This is a genomic window from Streptantibioticus silvisoli, assembly GCF_027947535.2.
Lineage (GTDB): Bacteria > Actinomycetota > Actinomycetes > Streptomycetales > Streptomycetaceae > Streptantibioticus_C > Streptantibioticus_C silvisoli.
Map to the genome: position 1 here is coordinate 18,219 of NZ_JAAGKO020000065.1, position 17,282 is coordinate 35,500.

16 protein-coding genes and 1 pseudogene are annotated in these 17,282 nt (G+C 73.3%); 7 read left to right on the forward strand and 10 right to left on the reverse strand.

Annotated features, from left to right (window positions below; all coding sequences use genetic code 11):
* Window positions 1-21: 21 nt before the first annotated feature.
* Entirely contained in the window at window positions 22-651 is a 630-nt protein-coding gene (locus POF43_RS30120) for an HhH-GPD-type base excision DNA repair protein (RefSeq protein WP_271323627.1), read from the reverse strand.
* Between the two features lie 280 nt (window positions 652-931).
* Between POF43_RS30120 and POF43_RS30125 the strand changes: the two genes are divergently transcribed.
* Window positions 932-1,630 (forward strand): DUF4232 domain-containing protein, encoded by a 699-nt coding sequence (locus POF43_RS30125; RefSeq protein ID WP_271323628.1) that lies wholly within the window; start codon window positions 932-934, stop codon window positions 1,628-1,630.
* 192 nt (window positions 1,631-1,822) lie between these two features.
* On the opposite strand, the gene POF43_RS30130 is transcribed toward POF43_RS30125, so the two are convergent.
* Complete coding sequence (locus POF43_RS30130) at window positions 1,823-2,329, reverse strand: hypothetical protein (protein WP_308217779.1); 507 nt, start codon at window positions 2,327-2,329, stop codon at window positions 1,823-1,825.
* Window positions 2,330-2,471: 142 nt separating this feature from the next.
* Here POF43_RS30130 and POF43_RS30135 point away from each other — a divergent pair, with 142 nt between their 5' ends.
* The 4 genes from POF43_RS30135 (at window position 2,472) to POF43_RS30150 (ending at window position 6,702) form a co-directional block, all read left to right on the forward strand.
* Window positions 2,472-3,254 carry a phosphotransferase gene (locus POF43_RS30135; protein WP_271323629.1) on the forward strand — a complete coding sequence of 261 codons (783 nt, stop codon included), beginning with the start codon at window positions 2,472-2,474 and terminating at the stop codon, window positions 3,252-3,254.
* A gap of 268 nt (window positions 3,255-3,522) precedes the next feature.
* A complete protein-coding gene (locus tag POF43_RS30140) occupies window positions 3,523-4,512 on the forward strand; it encodes an EamA family transporter (RefSeq protein WP_271323630.1) in 990 nt (329 codons plus the stop codon).
* 214 nt (window positions 4,513-4,726) lie between these two features.
* Entirely contained in the window at window positions 4,727-5,512 is a 786-nt protein-coding gene (locus POF43_RS30145) for a hypothetical protein (RefSeq protein WP_271323631.1), read from the forward strand.
* 38 nt (window positions 5,513-5,550) lie between these two features.
* Window positions 5,551-6,702, forward strand: coding sequence for a cysteine desulfurase family protein (locus POF43_RS30150; protein ID WP_271323632.1), 1,152 nt, complete (start codon window positions 5,551-5,553; stop codon window positions 6,700-6,702).
* A gap of 237 nt (window positions 6,703-6,939) precedes the next feature.
* On the opposite strand, the gene POF43_RS30155 is transcribed toward POF43_RS30150, so the two are convergent.
* From POF43_RS30155 to POF43_RS30185, 7 genes are all read right to left on the reverse strand, one after another.
* Entirely contained in the window at window positions 6,940-7,146 is a 207-nt protein-coding gene (locus POF43_RS30155; RefSeq protein ID WP_271323633.1) for an ester cyclase, read from the reverse strand.
* 125 nt (window positions 7,147-7,271) lie between these two features.
* On the reverse strand, window positions 7,272-9,170 hold the full coding sequence (locus POF43_RS30160; RefSeq protein WP_271323634.1) for a beta strand repeat-containing protein: 1,899 nt from the start codon (window positions 9,168-9,170) through the stop codon (window positions 7,272-7,274).
* 219 nt (window positions 9,171-9,389) lie between these two features.
* Complete coding sequence (locus POF43_RS30165) at window positions 9,390-10,463, reverse strand: hypothetical protein (protein ID WP_282704864.1); 1,074 nt, start codon at window positions 10,461-10,463, stop codon at window positions 9,390-9,392.
* Window positions 10,464-11,200: 737 nt separating this feature from the next.
* On the reverse strand, window positions 11,201-11,704 hold the full coding sequence (locus POF43_RS30170; RefSeq protein WP_271318766.1) for an FBP domain-containing protein: 504 nt from the start codon (window positions 11,702-11,704) through the stop codon (window positions 11,201-11,203).
* Between the two features lie 180 nt (window positions 11,705-11,884).
* A complete protein-coding gene (locus tag POF43_RS30175; protein WP_271326162.1) occupies window positions 11,885-12,232 on the reverse strand; it encodes a DoxX family protein in 348 nt (115 codons plus the stop codon).
* A 411-nt stretch (window positions 12,233-12,643) separates the two neighbouring features.
* Window positions 12,644-12,970 (reverse strand): hypothetical protein, encoded by a 327-nt coding sequence (locus POF43_RS30180; RefSeq protein WP_282704865.1) that lies wholly within the window; start codon window positions 12,968-12,970, stop codon window positions 12,644-12,646.
* Window positions 12,971-13,399: 429 nt separating this feature from the next.
* A complete protein-coding gene (locus tag POF43_RS30185; protein ID WP_271325662.1) occupies window positions 13,400-13,762 on the reverse strand; it encodes an ArsR/SmtB family transcription factor in 363 nt (120 codons plus the stop codon).
* A gap of 200 nt (window positions 13,763-13,962) precedes the next feature.
* Between POF43_RS30185 and POF43_RS30190 the strand changes: the two are divergent.
* Together POF43_RS30190 and POF43_RS30195 are read left to right on the forward strand one after the other, a co-directional pair.
* A pseudogene (locus tag POF43_RS30190) lies at window positions 13,963-15,023 on the forward strand (NADH:flavin oxidoreductase/NADH oxidase).
* 640 nt (window positions 15,024-15,663) lie between these two features.
* Window positions 15,664-15,969: a hypothetical protein gene (locus POF43_RS30195; protein WP_271326127.1), complete on the forward strand. Its 306-nt coding sequence runs from the start codon at window positions 15,664-15,666 to the stop codon at window positions 15,967-15,969.
* Window positions 15,970-16,240: 271 nt separating this feature from the next.
* Here the strand turns inward: POF43_RS30195 and POF43_RS30200 are convergent, their stop codons facing one another.
* Window positions 16,241-16,789 (reverse strand): GNAT family N-acetyltransferase, encoded by a 549-nt coding sequence (locus POF43_RS30200; protein ID WP_271326106.1) that lies wholly within the window; start codon window positions 16,787-16,789, stop codon window positions 16,241-16,243.
* Window positions 16,790-17,282: the final 493 nt, after the last annotated feature.

The following is a 17,282-nucleotide window of genomic DNA, read 5'->3' on the forward strand; positions in this document are numbered from 1 at the left end:
AGGCCGCAGGAATGAGAAGGGCTAACTCTTCGTACCGCCGGCGGCCTTGTCCGCCTTGTCTGCCTTGTCTGCCTTACTCAGCTTCGCCGCCCGTTTCGCCTCCTGCTTGAACGCGCGGACCCTGGCCAGCGACTCGGGCCCGGTGATGTCGGCGGCGGAACGGTACGCGCCGGCCTCGCCGTACGCGCCGGCGGCCTCGCGCCAGCCGTCGGGGGTGACGCCGTACTGCTTGCCGAGCAGGGCGAGGAAGATCTGCGCCTTCTGCCGGCCGAAGCCGGGGAGGGCGAGCAGCCGGTCGAGCAGTTCGCGGCCGGTGGAGGCGTCCCGCCAGATCGCGGCGGCGTCACCGTCGTAGTGCTCGACCAGGTGACGGCACAGCGTCTGGAGCCGCCCGGCCATCGAACCGGGGTAGCGGTGCAGCGCGGGCTTGGCGGACATCAGCGCGGCGAACGCCTCCGGGTCGAAGCCGGCGATCTCGGCCGCGTCGAGGTCGCTGCGCCCCATCCGCGCCGCGAGCGAGGCGGGCGCGCTGAACGCCCACTCCATCGCCACCTGCTGGTCGAGCAGCATGCCGGTCAGTGCGGCCAGCGGGCTGCGGCCGAGCAGTTCGTCGGCCTCGGGCGACTGGGCGAGCCGGATGGTGTGTGCCATGCCCCCGATCATCCCGCGCGCCGGGATCGCCCGCACGCGGGGCGGGCCCGCGCGGCGCGTCATGGCGCACCGGCCGCGGAGGGCGCTGCGGCTCACGTCGCGCCTTCGCCCTCGCCCTCCGCCGGTTCGCGCCGCGCCGGCGGGCGCCCCGGGCGCGTCGCGTACGCCGTCGTGACACATGCGTGCACCGTTCGTTACCGCCGGGGCGAACCGCGGGGGTGTCCACGGCGTCATCCGTGGCACGTGGCGTTCCGAGCCACTCCGTAGAAGGGCCGCAGCAATGACATCGATCCTCCGTTTCGCCGGCCGAGCCGTACCGGCGCTGGCGTTGACCTGCGTCGTGGCGGTCGGCGTCACGGGATGCGGCCCGGACCAGTCCGGCGGCACCGCGGCGCCCGCGTCCTCCGGGGCCGCCGCGACCACGCCCGGCACGACCACCCCCGGAACGACCTCGCCGGGAACGCCCGCGCCGGGTGCCGCCTCCACCGCGCCGGCCGGTGCGGGGGCGACCGGAACCGGCGCGACCTCGACGCCGGGAACCGGTGCCGGCCGGTGCGCGACCAGGGACCTTCAGGCAAGCGTCGGGGCCAGCCAGGGCACCGCCGGCAGCACCTACATGGCGCTGGACTTCAAGAACATCTCGGGCAAGACCTGCACCCTCTACGGATACCCCGGCGTGTCGCAGGCCGGCGGGAGTCCCGTCAACCAGATCGGCCACGCCGCCACCGAGAGCGACCTCGTCGGCCGCGCCCTGGTCACCCTCGCGCCCGGAGCGACCGGGAACGCGCTGCTGCGCATCGTGGACGCCGGCAACTTCTCCAGCGCCACCTGCGAACCGACCACCGCCAAGTACCTCCAGATCTTCCCGCCGAGCCAGACCACCCCGATCTACCTCGCCTTCAACTCGCAGGCGTGCGCCGGGTCTTCGCAGCTCCTGACGGTCAGCGTCATCCGGGCCGGGGTGGGCGACGCGTCCTGAGGCGTGGCTCGAAACACCGGGACACCGGGTTGCGGACCGAGGTCGTGACAGGGCCTCGGTCCGCATCACGGGTACCCGTCGTACGAAGACGGGCCCCGGCGCGGCCCTGACGTCGCCGGAGGAGCGGGACCCGGTCCGGACGTCACCGGAGGAGCCGGACCCGGCCCTGGCACCGCCTCCCGCCGTGGCCGCTCAACGGCGAGGGGCGGCCCGGAGCCGGAAGGAGAAGTACGTGGCGTCGGCGTCGACGGCGTCGCCGTCCGCGCCGGTGACCGACACGGTGAGCAGTCCGGCCGCCGCGGCCAGCTCCTCGAACGCGGTGCGGGTGTACCAGTGCAGCAGCCACGGGCGTTCCACAACGGTGCTCCGGCCGGCGCGGCGGCGTTCGTAACGCAGCACGGCGGTCTGGGTCCGCGCGGCCTCGTCGCGTTCCTCCGACACCACGGAGAACCGCAGTTCGGCACCGTCGGCGGCGGTGGCGGTGCGGACCTGGCCGATCCGGTCGGCGGGGGTGGGAGCCGGGACGTGGAGCGGGATCAACGCGGCGCCGTCGTCGGCCAGATGGCCGCGGATGCGACGGAGAGCGGCTTCAGCGGTGGCGTCGTCCGGCAGCAGGTTGAACGTCGGCAGCCCAACCGGTGCGGTTGACGACCCGTTCAGTCCGCACCGCACCGCGTTCGCCCGGTACGAGGCGGTCATGCGCCCGTACGTCGACCAGGCCCAGCACCGCACCCCACCGCACCGTAAGCCCCGCACCGTAAGCCCCGCACCCCGCACCGGAACACTCCCCCGCTCACCGTGATTCCGCCCCGGAACGCTCCCCGCTCACTAGGATTCCGCCGTGATCGAGGACGGCGAATCGATGCGTGGCGGTCTGTCGACGGTGCGGCGGGCGGGCGAGACCATCCTCAGGCCGTGGCGGGTGTGGACCCCCGCGGTGCGGGAACTGCTGCGGCACCTGGAGCGGGTGGGGTTCGCCGGTGCGCCGCGCGCCCTGGGCGACGGTCCGGTGGACGGGCACGAGGTGGTGTCGTTGCTGCGCGGCGAGGTCGGGCTGTCCCCGTGGCCGCGGGCGCTGCTCGCGGACGGGGGCGTCATCGCGCTCGGGCGGTGGCTGCGTGACTACCACGACGCCGTGCGCGACTTCCGGCCCTCGCCGCAGGCCGTCTGGTGCGACCCCGGCGCCCACTGGCGGCCGGGGCTGATCATGCGGCACGGCGACCTCACGAGCTGGAACTCGGTCTGGGCGGACGACCACCTGGTGGGCGTCATCGACTGGGACCTGGCCATCCCCGGCGAGGCGTTGGACGACGTTGCCCAACTGGCCTGGTACAGCGTGCCGTTGCGCCTTCCCGACCGTCAGCGCAGGGTCGGCTACGGCGAGGCCGGCGCGCCGTTGGCCCGGCGGCTGCGGCTGCTGTGCGACGCCTACGGCGCGGACCCGGCCGACGTACTGGACGCGCTGGCGCGGTTGCAGCGCGACGAGACGGAGCGGATCACCCGCCTGGGCCCGCTCGGCGCGGACCCCTGGGCGGCGTTCCTGCGGCAGGACTTCGTGCCGGACATCGAGGAGGAACGCGCGTGGGCGCTGGCCCGGCGCGCGGAACTGCTCGGCCGCGCCTGACGCGATCCGCACCCGACGAGATCCGCGCTCAACGCGATCCGGGGCCGACGCGATCCGGGCCCGACGCGATCCGCACCTGACGTGACCCGCGCGGGACGCGCACGGCTTCGGACGCCTCCGCGCCCGGGTGGGAACGCGGAGTCGAAATCCACGAATCCTGCCTCGAAATCGCCCGCCGCCTCATCACCCACGGCAACTCAAATCACCTGTCGGCCGTTGTTAGAGTGCGCGCGGTCCCGTCCTCCACCACAGACGGAGCAGGTGGTTCATGACCGAGGTCGCCGCCACAGCCAGCGAGTCCTTACCGGCAACCGAACCGGGGACCGAGGCGTCGCGTGGCGGGAAGACGGGTCCGGCCGGCTGGGCGGGGCTCGTTCCGGCGCCGTTCATGGTGCTGGCCGGAATGGTGAGTCTCCAGTTCGGCTCGGCCTTCGCGAAGCAGTTGTTCGAACGCACCGGCCCGGCCGGGGCGACACTGCTGCGCCTGCTGATCGCCGCCACGCTGCTCTGCCTCTTCTTCCGCCCGACGCCGCGACTGCTGCGCGCCCACTGGCGGTTGCTGCTGCCGTACGGGGTGGTGCTCGCGGTGATGCAGTTCTCCTTCTACGAAGCGACCTCCCGGCTCCCGCTCGGTGTCGTGGTCACGCTGGAGTACACCGGGCCGCTGCTCATCGCGCTCGCCGGTTCGCGCAAGGCGCTGGACGTGCTCTGGGTCCTGCTCGCCGGGACCGGGCTGGTCGTCCTGGGCGGCGGTCACGTGGGGACCGACCCCGTCGGAGTGCTCGCGGCCCTGCTCACCGGTACGGCGCTGACCGGGTACATCCTGCTGGGGTCGGCGGTCAGCCGGGCCACGTCGGGCGGTGCCGGGCTGGCGACGGGCATGGCGGTGGCGTCCGTCGTCGCGCTGCCGGGCTCCTTCGTACTCGGGCTGCCGCCGGTGGGCGCGCTGCTCGACCCCGAGGTCCTGGCGGTGGCGTTCGCGGTCGCCGTGCTGTCCACGGCGGTGCCGTTCTCGCTGGAGTTCGTCGTGCTGCGCCGGATGCCGCCCCGGGTGTTCGCCGTGCTCGGCGCGCTGGAACCGGTCATCGCGGTGCTGGTGGGCCTCGTCGTGCTGGGCGAGGCGCTCTCCGTGCCGCAATGGGCGGCGGTGCTGTGCGTGGTGGTGGCCGCTGTCGCGTCGAACTGGGGGAACCGGGCCGGGCTGCCCGACCCCGCACCGGGTGCGGGCAGTTCCGCGGGGGAGAGCCGTTCCCCGTAGCCGACTCACGGACACCTCGCAGAACACGCGCAGCGCAATTCGCCGCAGGGCAGCGCCAGGCAACGCGGAGCAACGCAGCGCAATTCGGCGCAGCGCAACGCCAGCGCGACACAAAACAAGGCAACGCCAGCGCAACGCAGAACAGCGCAACGCAACGCAACGCAGAACAGTCGCAGAACAGTCGTCGGAAGACGCGGAGAAAAAGGGTCCTCCCATGCCGTCCCCCCACCTGTCCGAGCGAACCGGTCGCACAGCCGTAGACGACCGCACAGCCGATGACGACCGCACCGGTCCGGTTCTTGACCACATCAGCCGTAAGCAGCGCTCCGCGACGCTCATCGCCGGAGGCTACTTCGAGTCCGCCGGAGGCATCGGCGACTTCTCCCTCAACTCCTTCGCCCTCGGGCACGAGTTGGGCGCGGGCGTCCGCTACCGCCATCGCGGCAACAAGGTGCTCTTCGACGTCATCCACAACGATCTGGGGATGGCCTGCGGCACCGACGCCTGCTCCGTGACCGCCGCGCCGGCGGCGATCGACCTCGCCCCGCTGACCGCTGCCGCCGCCACCGCCGGGGTCACCTTCACCGTCACCCGCGAACGGACCCTGCGCAACCGGGCGGCCCGGTCGATGAAGGAGTGGCTCAAGAACCCGTCCGCGGAACCGCGGTTCGTCCGGGACGGCGACGACATCCACTACCGCTCCCGCCAGTACGAGAAGGTCCTCGCCGGTGTGGTGAAGGACAACTACGTGGTTCCGCGCTGCCCGTTGATCGTCAACGAGTACTTCGTCAAATACTTCGCCCGGTTGCGCCAGTACGCCGACTGCGCACGCGCCTACGTCATCGACATCAATTCGTTCGCCGACAAGGACAAGGTCACCAAGGGCGCCGAGATATACCTGCGCAACCACGCGGCCCCCACCGACGAGATCATTCTCGTCTTCGCCGACCCGTCGTGCACCAACGTGGTCGAAATGGCGCTGTCCGCACGCGATTTCTGAGTCCGGCACGTAGAACCAGCGAAAACAGGGGAATCTCGATGCGCACCATCTATCTCGACCACCAGGCCACCACGCCGATGGATCCCGCGGTCATGGAGGTCATGCAGACCGCCTGCACGCAGTACTTCGCCAACCCCGCCAGCCCGCACGCCGCGGGGGTGCGCGCGTTCCGCGAGGTGGAGCGGGCCCGGAGCGCGGTCGCCCGGTTCGTGGGAGGGGCGCGCAGCGAGATCTACTTCACCTCCGGGGCCACGGAGGCGAACAACATCGCGATCAAGGGGATGGCCGACCGATGTCCGGGCGGCCACATCGTGACCGCGGCGACCGAGCACAAGTCGGTGCTCGACACCTGCGCGTACCTGCGGGAAAAGGGCTGGTCAGTGACCGTCCTGCCGGTCGACGCGCAGGGGCAGGTCACGGCGGACCAGGTGGCCGGCCACCTGCGGGACGACACGGTGCTCGTCTCCGTGATGCTCGCGAACAACGAGATCGGCACCATCCAGCCGATCGCGGAGATCGGCCGGGTGACCCGGCAGGCGGGCGTCGCGCTGCACTGCGACGCGACGCAGGGGGTCGGTTCGCTCGCCGTGGACGTGACCGAACTCGGCGTCGACCTGCTGACGTTCTCCGGCCACAAGATCTACGGCCCCAAGGGCGTCGGCGCCCTGTACATCTCCAACCGGCTAACCGACACGGCACCGCTGGCACCGCTCATGCACGGCGGCGGCCAGGAGCGCGGCCTGCGGGCGGGCACGCACAACACGGCCGCCATCATCGGCCTCGGCACGGCGGTCACCCTCGTCGAGGAGGTACGGGAGCAGGAGGCACGCCGCCTGGAGAAGCTCCGCCACGCCTTCCTGACCGAGCTGACGGCCGCCTCAGGGACGCCCTTCCGGCTGAACAGCGGCACCGGTCCGGACTTCCTGCCCCACACGCTGAACCTGTCCCTGGAGGGGGTCGACGCGCAGGACCTGCTGCCGCGCCTCGCCGGCCTCGCCATCTCGACGGGCTCGGCCTGCAACAGCTCCGCCCAGGAGCCGTCGCACGTGCTCCGGGCGATCGGACTGCCGCCGGAGCAGATCAAGGGCAGCATCCGGCTGAGCTTCGGCCGCTTCACGCAGGAGTCGGACGCGATCGACGCGGCCCGCTACCTGGCAGGGGCGGCGTTGCCGGAAGGGGCGAGGGGGTAAGCGGCCCGCCCCGGGGTGCGGGGCGGTTCCGGCGGGCGGTGCCGGGGCGCCGGCGCGGCCTCAGAACGGCGGCGGTGCCGGGGCGCCGGCGCGGCCTCAGAATGGCGGGCGGTGCCGAGGCGCCGGCGGAGCACCGGACAGGGACCCCGAACGAGGGGCGCGTCAGGGCGAGTTCGGTCACGGCAGGGCACGTCCCGTTACGGCAACCCGCGTCCCGTTACGACGACGCGCGTCCCGTTACGGCAGCGCGTCGGTCCGGCGCAGCAGGGTTACCGCGTCGGCGACGGCCCAGTGCTCGGACCGCCACCCGTTCCGGAAGCGGTCCAGGTCCGTGACCCTGAACTCGACCTGGTCGCCCGACGGCGGCACGCCGAACCACGAGCCGGTGTGCCGGCCGCGGAACAGCCGCGAGGGGGTGGCCGGTCCCGGTGCGGGATCGGCCACCCCCTCGGGTGGTGGTGCCGCCTGACGGATCAGGCGGTATACGTCCTACGTGCCTGACGGATCAGGCGGTGTACGTCCTACGTGCCTGACGGATCAGGCGGTGTACGTCCTACGTGCCTGACGGATCAGGCGGTGTGCGTGGTGGTGCCGTCGCTCCAGGCGGTGCCGGAGTCGCCACCGCGGGCGGCGTTGCCGCCGGTGGTGGTCGAGGTGTTCCAGGCGCTGCCGGTCCAGCCGGTCGCACCGGTCCAGCCGGAGTCGCCGGAGGTCACCGTGGCGGTGCCGCGGTCACCGGTGCCGGAGCCGTGGTGGCCGTTGCCCTTGCCGTGCTGGCCGTGGCCGCCCTGGCCCCAGCCACCGTGACCACGACCACCGTGACCACGACCGCCCTGGCCCCAGCCGCCCTGACCGCGACCACCGTGACCGCGACCGCCGTGGCCGAGGCCCTGCGTGTCGCCGCCGCCGGCGTTCACCGCGGTGTTGCCACCGGTGCTGCCGGAGTTGCCGCTGTTCCCGCTGGTGCCGGAGGTCGCGGTGTCGGTGTCCTTGGCGGAGCCGCCGTTGCCGCCGTTACCGGTCGCGCCGGTCACCGCGCGGGTGGAGCCGGACGTGGTGCCGGTGCCGACGCTGCGGGTCCAGCCCCAGCGCGGCGAGGTGCTGCTCGCGGTCGAGGTGCCCATGGCCCACGCCGCACCGGAGTCGCCGCCGCGCGCTCCCCAACCACCGTTCGTGGCCGAGGTGTTGCCCGCGCTGCCGGTGTTCCCGGTCGCGCCGGTGCTGCCGGACTTCCCGGAGGTGGCGGTCGCCGTGCTGCCGCCGTTCCAACCGTGCGTACGGCCCTGGCCCCACTCGGAGGCGCCCCAGCCGGAGCCGCCCTCGCCGCGTGAGTTCGACAGGATGCCGACGTTGACGGCGCGGTTGCCGCCGGTGGAACCGGAGTTGCCCGAGTTCCCGCTGTTGCCCGACGTGGCGGTGTTGCCCGAGGTGGCCGAACCGCCGTTACCGCCGTTACCGGTCGTACCGCTGGTGGCACCCGTGGTGTTGGACGACGAACCGCCGTGGCCGCCTTCGTGGCCCTGGCCCTGACCGTGGCCGTGGCCGCGACCACGCTGGCCCCAGCCGTTGTCACCGCGGCCCCAGCCGCCGGCACGCCAGCCGCTGCCGCCGTTGTCCTGCTGCCAGGAGGTGGCGCGCCCGTCGGCCCAGGCGGCGCCGGAGTCGCCCCCGCGGGCGGCGTTGCCGCCGGTGGTCACCGAGGTGTTGCCCGCGTCGCCGGTCGCACCGGTCGCACCGGTGTTGCCCGAGTCGCCGGAGGTGGCCGACGCGTCGCAACGCGCCAGGATGCACAGGTTGCCGGCCGAATTCCCGCCGGTGGCACCGGAGTTGCCGGAGTTCCCGCTGTTGCCCGACGTCGCGGTGTTGCCCGACGTCGCCGAACCGCCGTTGCCGCCCTTACCGGTCGAACCGCTGGTGGCACCCGTGGTGTTGGACGACGAGCCGCCGCCGTGGCCGTGCGAGGAGCCGGTGGCCGATCCGGTGGACTTGGCGCTGCCGGAGTCGCCGCCGCGGGCGGCGTTCCCGCCGGTGGTGGTGGAGGTGTTGCCCGCGCTGCCGGTCTTCCCGGTCGCGCCGGTGCTGCCGGAGTTCCCGGAGGTGGCGTGCGCGGTGCAGTCGGCCAGGATGCACACGTTGTGCGCCGAATTCCCGCCGGTGGCACCGGAGTTGCCGGAGTTCCCGCTGTTGCCGGACGTCGCGGTGTTGCCCGACGTCGCCGAACCGCCGTTGCCGCCGTTACCGGTCGAACCGCTGGTGGCGCCGGTGTGGGCGGTGGAGCCGGACTGCTGGCCGCCGCCGAGCAGGCCGTTGACCGTGCCGGTCAGGGTGCCGGTCAGGGACTGCACCACGGCGGTGTGGTCCGGCGCGGCGGTGGTGTTGTCCGCGGCCGAGGCGGCGGCGGAACCGAGGAAGACCAGACCGCCGGAGGCGGCGGCGAGCAGCAGCCCGCGCTTGACGTTCACGTTCATCGACAAGTCCCTTTCAGGGAGCGTGATTTCTGGTGGGGGGATGCCCCCGGCCGCTTCAGCGCCGACGCGTGGTCGCGCGGGGCCGGGCAGGGGCGTCGGACTCCGGACGCGCGTGGGCGTCCATCGGTGTCCGGGGAACGGCTCCGCCATCACCGGCGCGCGGATGGCGCGTCGGCCCGGCGCACGTGACGCCGTACGGGCAGAGCCGGAAGCAGAGGGTCAGCCGGGGCGGCGCGGGCCGCGGCCGTCGAACAGGAAGGCGCCGGGCCGCTCGTCCACCGGCACGAGGGCGTGGCGGGCGGCGGCCGGGGCCGCGGTGACGTGGCTGTCGCCGAGCCCGCCGGGCACGAAGCCGGGGCCGGCTCCGCCGGAGGCCGCCGCGCCGGCACCGCCGCAGGCCGACCCGGCGGGGGCTCCGGCGGGGGCGGCGGGAAGGTCGGCCTGCGGCGCGGGGGCCTGGCCGGCCGGCGACACGCGGACCGGGGAGGACGTCGCCGTACCCGCGCCGGTGCCTCGAGCGGTTGCCCGGGCCGGGGAGGTCGCGGTGGCGGAAGCAGTCGTAGCCGCCGTGGGCGGCGTGGTCGCCGTCCGGTGCGACGGGCCGCCGGCCGGAGAACCGGGGGAGGCCGGGTACGCGGGGCGGGGCGTGGCGGCCGGCGGAGGAGTCACGCCGACCGCGCCGGTCAACGGGGCCAGGCCGAGGCTGTCGGTCAACGGCGCGACGACCGGCGCCAGCGAGCCGGTCACCGGCGCCAGCACCGGGCGCGTCAGCGGCGCCACCGCCCGCGCGACGGGAGCCAGCAGGGGCTTCAGGGGTGCGGTGGCCGGCTTCAGGGGTGCGGTGAGCGGCGCGGTGAGCGGCTTCAGGGTCGCGGTGAACGGTGCGGTGGCCGACGCGGTGGCACGGGTCACCGGCGCGAGCGTCTTCACCGCCGAAGTCAGCGGCGGAACCGGCGACTTGGTGACGTCCGCCGGGGATTCGGCGAGGCCGGTCGGCGACTTGGTCGGGCCCGTCGGCGACTTGGTCACGTCGGCCGGGGACTTGGCGACGTGGGCCGGGGCGTTGGTCACCGGGTGGGTCGGAGGTGCGGCCGGGGTGGTCGCGTGCTCGACGGTGTTCACCACACCGGTGAGGAGGGAGGGGAGCAGATCGTGGCCGGCGGCGTGCGGGCCGGTGGTGGAAGTGGCGGCGGTCGGACGGCCGTCGGCGGCTGCGCTGTGACCGGCCGTCAGCCCGATGCCGAACAGCACCCCCACGAACCCGACCACGAGCAGAGCGCGGTGGCGCAGCACGGCCGCACGGTCCCGGAGGGCCGTGTCAGCGGATGCCGCCGCCATGTCGCGCACTCAACCGTCTCCCTCAGTGTGACCGGGACCGCTCGAACTGCTCTCATCGCGTTCTTCGGCACGGCCGTCCATTCGGATGGGTGAAAAAACTTATGAACTGCCCGCACGCCCCCGAATAGCGCCGTGAACTGCGGCTCCGGCGGGAAAATGTGTCGTGGGGTGGGGTGTTGCATGGGGGGCGGAGGCGGGGCCGGCGCCGGTGCTGGTGCCTCCGGCGGAGTGGGAAGTTCGGCCCGATGAGGTCGCCTCCGGAGCGGGGGTTCCCTCCGGGGCGGGTGCGCCTCCGGAGGGGCGTCACTGCGCGGCGGGCACGCCCTGTGCGCCGAGATCCGCACCGCTGCGGTCGGTCGTGGCGTTCACGGACTCGGGCGTACCGGTCGACGTGAACGCGAGCTGGGGCGACGGGACGTACGCCAGGGCCACGATCGCAACGACTGCAACTATCAGCTGTACACCGGCGGTTCGCCGGCTCGGCCGGGCGCCGTCACGGTCGCGACGGCGGCGAGCGGATCAGGTGCCGGTGGAGCGTTCGGCGGGTATTCGGCGCATTCTCCGGGGGCCCGAACCCGCCCGTCCGCCGGCCCTGGACCGCGGCGACGTCGTCGGCCGCCCGGTGGTCGTCGGGGAGCGACCCGCCCGCGCCGCGGCACGCCGTGTCCCCGCCACGCCGCGCCGCCCCGCGTTCAGCCCGTGGTGACCCTGGCCACGAACGCGTTCAGGTTGTCCGACATACGCGCGAGGCGCTCGTCGACGGTGAGGGACTCCTCGTAGCGGACGGTACGCAGTTTGGGCTGCCGCTTGCCCCGTACGTAGAGGGGACAGGCGAGGTCGGCGCAGATGTACGTGCCGACCGTGTTGCCCTGGCGTCCCCGGGGGCCGGCCAGGGGGGCGACGAGCAGGGTGACCCCGGAGGAGGCGTGGCCGGTCAGGCAGATCTGGCACATGCTGGACTTCACCGCGCTGGCCGGGGTCGCGGCGGGGACGCGCAGCGAGATGCCCAGCGGACCCTGCTCACGGGGCAGCACGAGGTGCGCCCGCAGCGGTGCGCCCGGGTCGACCCACCCCACGAAGTCCAGCTCGTCCCAGGGCAGTTCGGCGAAGTCGAGCGGCAGCCGCAGCCGGGTCGCCTCACCCTTGGTGCAGTTCACGAAGGATGAGCGGATCTGTTTCTCAGTGAGCGGTTCCACGAGCGCCGACCTTAATGCGGGTCGCGACCGGCCGCATCCGGATAACGGGGACGTCCTCCGCCGGAGGCACCGCACCGGAAGCACCCCACGGGAGGCACCGGCACCGTCACCGTCACCCGACGCCACCCCAGAAGCACACTCCCCCGGGGCCATCCCCGCGCCCCGCCGCCGGCACCCCTCTCAAGCCGTCAACCGCAGCACCAGCGCCGCCACCACCGGAGCCGCGTACACCGCCGGGAAGGCGACGTGGGAGTAGTAACGCGCCCGGGCCACCGTGATGACCGCGCCGGCGAAGTACAGCGCCAGGCCGATGGCGGCCGCGATCCCGATGGCGGGCGCGGCCAGGCCGACCAGCAGGCCCGCGGCGCCGGCGGCCTTGGCCGTGCCGAGCCAGGGCCACCACGAGCGGGGGACGCCGTAGTCGGCCATGGGCCGCACGACCCACTCGGCGTGGAAGAAGGTGAAGACGGCCGACAGACCGGCCAGGACAGCGGCCAGAACGGTGACGACGACGCAGGCGGTGGACATCGGAGGTGCTCCCGTCAGTGGTGGCCGGCGGCGCTCGATCCGGCCGGGGGTGGTGACTTCGTCACGGCCATGACGCGCGGCGGCGGAGAAGTGTGACGGGAGCGGGAGGCGGGGGCATGGCGGGGAGGCGGTGGCACGTGGCCGGTCACGTCGGCGGTGGCGGTGGCGGCGACGGCCCGGAGTTCGCGCACCGATGGGCGGCGGCACCGAACTCCCGTTCACCCGGGCGCCGTTGAACACGAGGGCCACGCCCCGCCGAACGCCACGCCAGGCCACGCAGAACGCCACGCCCCGCCGGAGGCCCCCGCACCCCGCCCCGACCCGTACGACCGGGCCGGAGCGGAGCTGACGGAACGCGAGCGGAACGCGGCCGGGAACCCGGACCGGAACCCGGGCGGGAACTCGGGCGGATCAGGTGTTGGGCAGGTCCACCGTGCACTCGATGCCTTCGAGGTAGACGAAGGTCATGTGCTGGCCGTCGGGGCACCAGCCCTGCTGCGGGTCCACGTCGAACGGGATGCCGTTGTAGATCCCGTCGACGCAGAAGGCCTTGGCGTCGCTGTTGTAGCCGCCGAAGTAGCCGCCGTTGTCGAAGCACTCGTCGGCGGTGACCGTGGTCGGGGCGGTGGCCGCGGTGGTGGCCGGGGCCGGGGCGGCGACCGCGGCGGTGGCGGCCGCCAGCGGGGTGAACGCCAGGGAGGCGCCGATCGCCATGACGGCCAGCAAACGGTGACGCATCGTAAACTCCTCGTATTGAGCGGGAATCCGGTACGTTGCCCGGCTCATGCTTCCGGGTCGCCACCGCCGCGCCAACCTCCGCCCGCGCCGCCCATACCGCGATAACTCCCGGGAAAACACTGCTAGTTGGCGCGGCGCGGCCAATTTTTGGCATAACCGCGAAGCACATCCGGGTCCGCAAGGGCCCGCCGGCCGACCGGGGGCGACAGCGCCGCCGCGACGGTGAGTGGCGGCCACGCCCCAGCTCGTCCCACCGGAGCCGTCAGCCGCCGGGGCCGGGTCCCGTTTCGCGGGTTCCCGCCGGGCCGGGGCTCCCAGCGCCTCCGGCGCCCAGCGCCCGGCGCCCGGCGCCTCCAGCGGCTCCACGCGCTCCCCCTCCCGCCGGTCAGGTCTCCGCGTCCCGCCCGTCAGGTCTCCGCGTCCCGCCCGTCAGGCCTCCCGGGTCCTGCCGGCCTGCGCGGTCGCCGACGCGAGCAGCGCGTCCAGCAGTCCGGGGAAAACCGCGTCCAGATCGGCGCGGCGCAGTTCGTTGACCTTTGCGGTGCCCTGGTAGCGCTGGGTGATCACACCCGCTTCGCGCAGTACGCGGAAGTGATAGGTCGCGGTGGACTTGCTGCACGCGAGCCCGATCTCCCCGCAGGCCGCCGCGGCGTCGGCGGCCAGCGCCTGGATGATGCGCAGTCGCATCGGGTCGGCACAGGCGTGCAGTACCTCCTCGAGCCGGATGTCGGCCGGCTCGGGATGGTCCAGCTGCCGGCTCGGGGTTGCTGCGCTGGTGCTGCGAAGAGGCATGGGGCCGAGTCTACTGCGACGAGTCTCGTAGTTCTACGAATCTCATAGTTCGACGACTCTCGAACCTCGATGTACGATAAATCTCGTAGTACGGCAATCATCGCACTCACCAGTGCCGCCCAGGCCGTCTCCCTGAGGGCCGTCTCCCCGAGGGCCTACCTGAGGGCCTACCTGAGGGCGTCTCCACGAGAGGCATCGCCATGAGCCAGTTGTTCGAGCCCTACCGGCTGCGTTCGTTGACCATCCCCAATCGGGTGTGGATGCCGCCGATGAACCAGTACAGCGCGGCGTCGCAGGGGCCGGACGTAGGAGTCCCCACCGACTGGCACGTCGCGCACCAGGGCGCCCGCGCGGCCGGCGGGGCCGGCCTGATCCTGACCGAGGGCACGGGGGTGAGCCCGACCGGCCGGACCACCCCGTACGACCTGGGCATCTGGAGCGACGCGCAGCTTCCCGGGTTCCGGCGGATCACCGGCCTGCTCACCTCGCTGGGTGCCGTGCCCGGCATCCAGCTGTCGCACTCCGGCAGCAAGGGGTCGACCGACCGCCAGTGGCTGGGGAGAAGGCGGCTCGGTCCGGAGCAGGGCGGCTGGCGGCCGGTCGGCCCCGACGAACTGGCCCTCGCCGACATCGACCGGATCGTCGACGAGTTCGCCGCGGCGGCGCGCCGCGCGGCGGCGGCCGGGTACCAGGTGGTCGAGCTGCTGGCCGGGCACGGTTACCTGATCCACCAGTTCCTGTCGCCGGTCAGCAACCACCGCACGGATTCCTACGGCGGCTCGTTCGGGAACCGGACCCGGTTCGCCCTCCGTGTCGTGGACGCCGTGCGTGCCGTCTGGCCCGACGGCCTCCCGCTCTTCGTCCGCGTCTCCGCGACGGACTGGCTCACCGAGAACCCCTCGGACGATCGCGAGGGCTGGACCGTGGACGACACCGTTCGCCTCGCGAAGGCGCTGGCCGGCCGCGGCGTGGATCTGCTGGACGTGTCGAGCGGCGGCATCGTTCCCGACGCGAAGATCCCGGTCGGCCCCGGCTACCAGGTCCCCCTCGCCGCGCGGGTGAAGGCGGAGAGCGGAGTGCCGGTCGCCGCCGTCGGCATGATCACCGACCCCGACCAGGCCGCCAAGATCCTCGCCAACTCCGAGGCCGACGCGATCCTGATCGGCCGCGAACTCCTGCGTCACCCGTCCTGGCCCTCGACGCCGCCGGGACACTGGGAGCCGAGCCGCGCATCCCGCTCCCGTATCGCCGCGCGTACTGAGCCGCCGCCGGGTCGCCGCGCTCGCGTCGGAGGCAGCGATTTCCGCGCCGGTGCGACCGGATACGCCGAAGGCGCCGACGCCTCGCGCGGCGGCGTGAGGAGCACCGGCGTCCCGGAAACGATCTGGGCCCGCGCCAGAAGCGGTGTGGTAGCTCCTGCGGCGAGCGGGGCCGGGCCGGCTGGGTCGACGGGGCGTGTTCGACCCGATTCCTGGGAGGTACCCCGTGCACATCCCGAGACTGCGCACCCTCGCCGTGACCGGCGCCACCACGGCCCTCGCCGTAGCTTCCTGGTAAGGGCGTTGAGGAAATCGGCGCCAAGCGTCAAGCCGGTGACCCCGGCCGGCCCCGGGGTTCCGGGGTTCCGGGGGCCGGTGACACGGTTCTCATGACCGTGCCACCGGCCGGCGCTGCCGCGGCACGGAACGCACGGGACGGCGCGGTCGGCCCCGCACACCGGCCCCCGGCCCACCCGCTCCCCGCCCCCGGCACGCAACTCACCCCCTCACACCCGATCTTGGCTCCGTCCATCGAGGCGTTCGGGCGACTCGGCGTGCCGCTACGGTGTGTTACCGCCGACATCCTTCATGATCACGGTGAGTGCCGCACACAGCGGCCGAGTTCACCGATGGAGGAACCCGATGAAACGCGCCATGAAGATGCTGGGCGCCCTCGCCGCTGCCGCGACCGTCGCGGTGGCCGTCCCCCAGTCCGCCCTGGCGGCCGGGGGCGTGCTGGTCGTCAACGGAACCGTCTACGAGAACCCGCAGGGCTGCTACGAGTCGGAACTGTGGCCGCTGCGCGTGGAAAACCGCACCGACCAGCCCGTCATCATCTTCAGCGGCCCCGGCTGCTCGGGCGAGGAACTCCGCGTCGTTTTCCCGGGGCAGCACGCCGTCGCCGAGTTCGGCCAGAGCGTCTCGGTTCCCGACCCGAACGGCGACTGAGCCGAACGCCTGCGACCTCGTCCGCTGCCGGTGGCCGGGCCTGCCGACCGGCACGGCCACCGGCAGCGGACACGTGCGTCTCCCGTAGCGGACGTTGAACAGCAGACCGGCACCAGACGCGCCGCCGGAAACGGCGCCCCGCACACCGGCGTTCGCGATACGCCACCCGCACGACCCAACCCCACCGCACCCCATCCCACCCCGCCGTGCCGCACCCCACCGCGCCGCGAAGATCCGTGGCCGAACGACAGCGGCACCCGTTCCCGCGCCCCTACGCCCCGGGGTCGCGCAGGCCGACCGCGTCGTGTCGCCAGAACGGTTCCGCGTAGACCAGCGTTCCCGTCATCCACGGCTCGTACCCCGGGAGCCCGATGACCTGGAAGGCGGCGTCCGGGATGCGCAGGGACGGCTTGCGGAAGCCCTGGCCGCCGCCCGGGGCGAACCCGAAACGGGAGTAGTAGCCCGGGTCGCCCTCCAGGAAGACGAGCGGAACGGGCCGCTCGGCGAGGATCTCCAGTCCGCGTCGGACCAGGGCCGAGCCGATACCGCGTCCTTGGTGCCCGGGCAGTACGGCCAGCGGGCTGAGCACCTGCACCTCGACCAGTTGACGCGGGGCGTCGAGCAGGCTGCGGGTGAACATGACGTGCCCGGCGATCTTTCCGTCGTACTCGGCGACCAGCGACAGGCCGTCGGCCGGCGTGACGGTGTCCCGCAAGGTGTCGACCAGGTCGGCCACCACGAGGCCGTGGTCCCCGAACGCCCGCAGGTGGACGTCCCGCACGGGCTCCCGGTCGCTCGGAAGTTCTTCACGCAGCTCCATGCCCGCAGGGTAATGACCCCTCCCGCCGCATCGCACGCCGTTTGGCTCCGCCGGGCAACACCGATCTGACGCAACGTCAGCTGCCGCGCACCGGAACGATGTTCAAGCCCCGCGCCCCACGCCCCGCGCCCACCGCACCCCCCGGATCACGGATCGCGGATCGAAGCCCCGACGCCGGTCGCCCCCGAGCTCCGAACTCCGAACTCCGAGCTCCAGGCTCCGGGCTCCGGGCTCCGGGCTCCAGGCCCCGGGCCCCGACGGTCGCCCCGGCTCCAGGCTCCAACGGTCGCCCCGCCCCCGCCCCGCCCCGCACCCCCGCACCCCCCCCCGCCCCCCCCCCTCCCCCCCCCCCCCCAGAAACCCCCCCCGGGACAATCCACCACCGGACACGCCACCACCGCGACAATCCACCCCCCGACAATCCACCCCCCGGCAAGCAACCACCGGCCCGCAAGACCCCAGCGGCACTGAACCGCAGACCGAACACCGGGAT

Coding starts and splice junctions, on each gene's coding strand:
- POF43_RS30200 (WP_271326106.1), bottom strand. CDS start 16,789: ATGGAGCTGCGTGAAGAACTTCCGAGCGACCGGGAGCCCGTGCGGGAC.
- POF43_RS30145 (WP_271323631.1), top strand. CDS start 4,727: ATGCCGTCCCCCCACCTGTCCGAGCGAACCGGTCGCACAGCCGTAGAC.
- POF43_RS30160 (WP_271323634.1), bottom strand. CDS start 9,170: ATGAACGTGAACGTCAAGCGCGGGCTGCTGCTCGCCGCCGCCTCCGGC.
- POF43_RS30120 (WP_271323627.1), bottom strand. CDS start 651: ATGGCACACACCATCCGGCTCGCCCAGTCGCCCGAGGCCGACGAACTG.
- POF43_RS30180 (WP_282704865.1), bottom strand. CDS start 12,970: ATGCGTCACCGTTTGCTGGCCGTCATGGCGATCGGCGCCTCCCTGGCG.
- POF43_RS30140 (WP_271323630.1), top strand. CDS start 3,523: ATGACCGAGGTCGCCGCCACAGCCAGCGAGTCCTTACCGGCAACCGAA.
- POF43_RS30195 (WP_271326127.1), top strand. CDS start 15,664: ATGAAACGCGCCATGAAGATGCTGGGCGCCCTCGCCGCTGCCGCGACC.
- POF43_RS30185 (WP_271325662.1), bottom strand. CDS start 13,762: ATGCCTCTTCGCAGCACCAGCGCAGCAACCCCGAGCCGGCAGCTGGAC.
- POF43_RS30175 (WP_271326162.1), bottom strand. CDS start 12,232: ATGTCCACCGCCTGCGTCGTCGTCACCGTTCTGGCCGCTGTCCTGGCC.
- POF43_RS30150 (WP_271323632.1), top strand. CDS start 5,551: ATGCGCACCATCTATCTCGACCACCAGGCCACCACGCCGATGGATCCC.
- POF43_RS30130 (WP_308217779.1), bottom strand. CDS start 2,329: ATGACCGCCTCGTACCGGGCGAACGCGGTGCGGTGCGGACTGAACGGG.
- POF43_RS30125 (WP_271323628.1), top strand. CDS start 932: ATGACATCGATCCTCCGTTTCGCCGGCCGAGCCGTACCGGCGCTGGCG.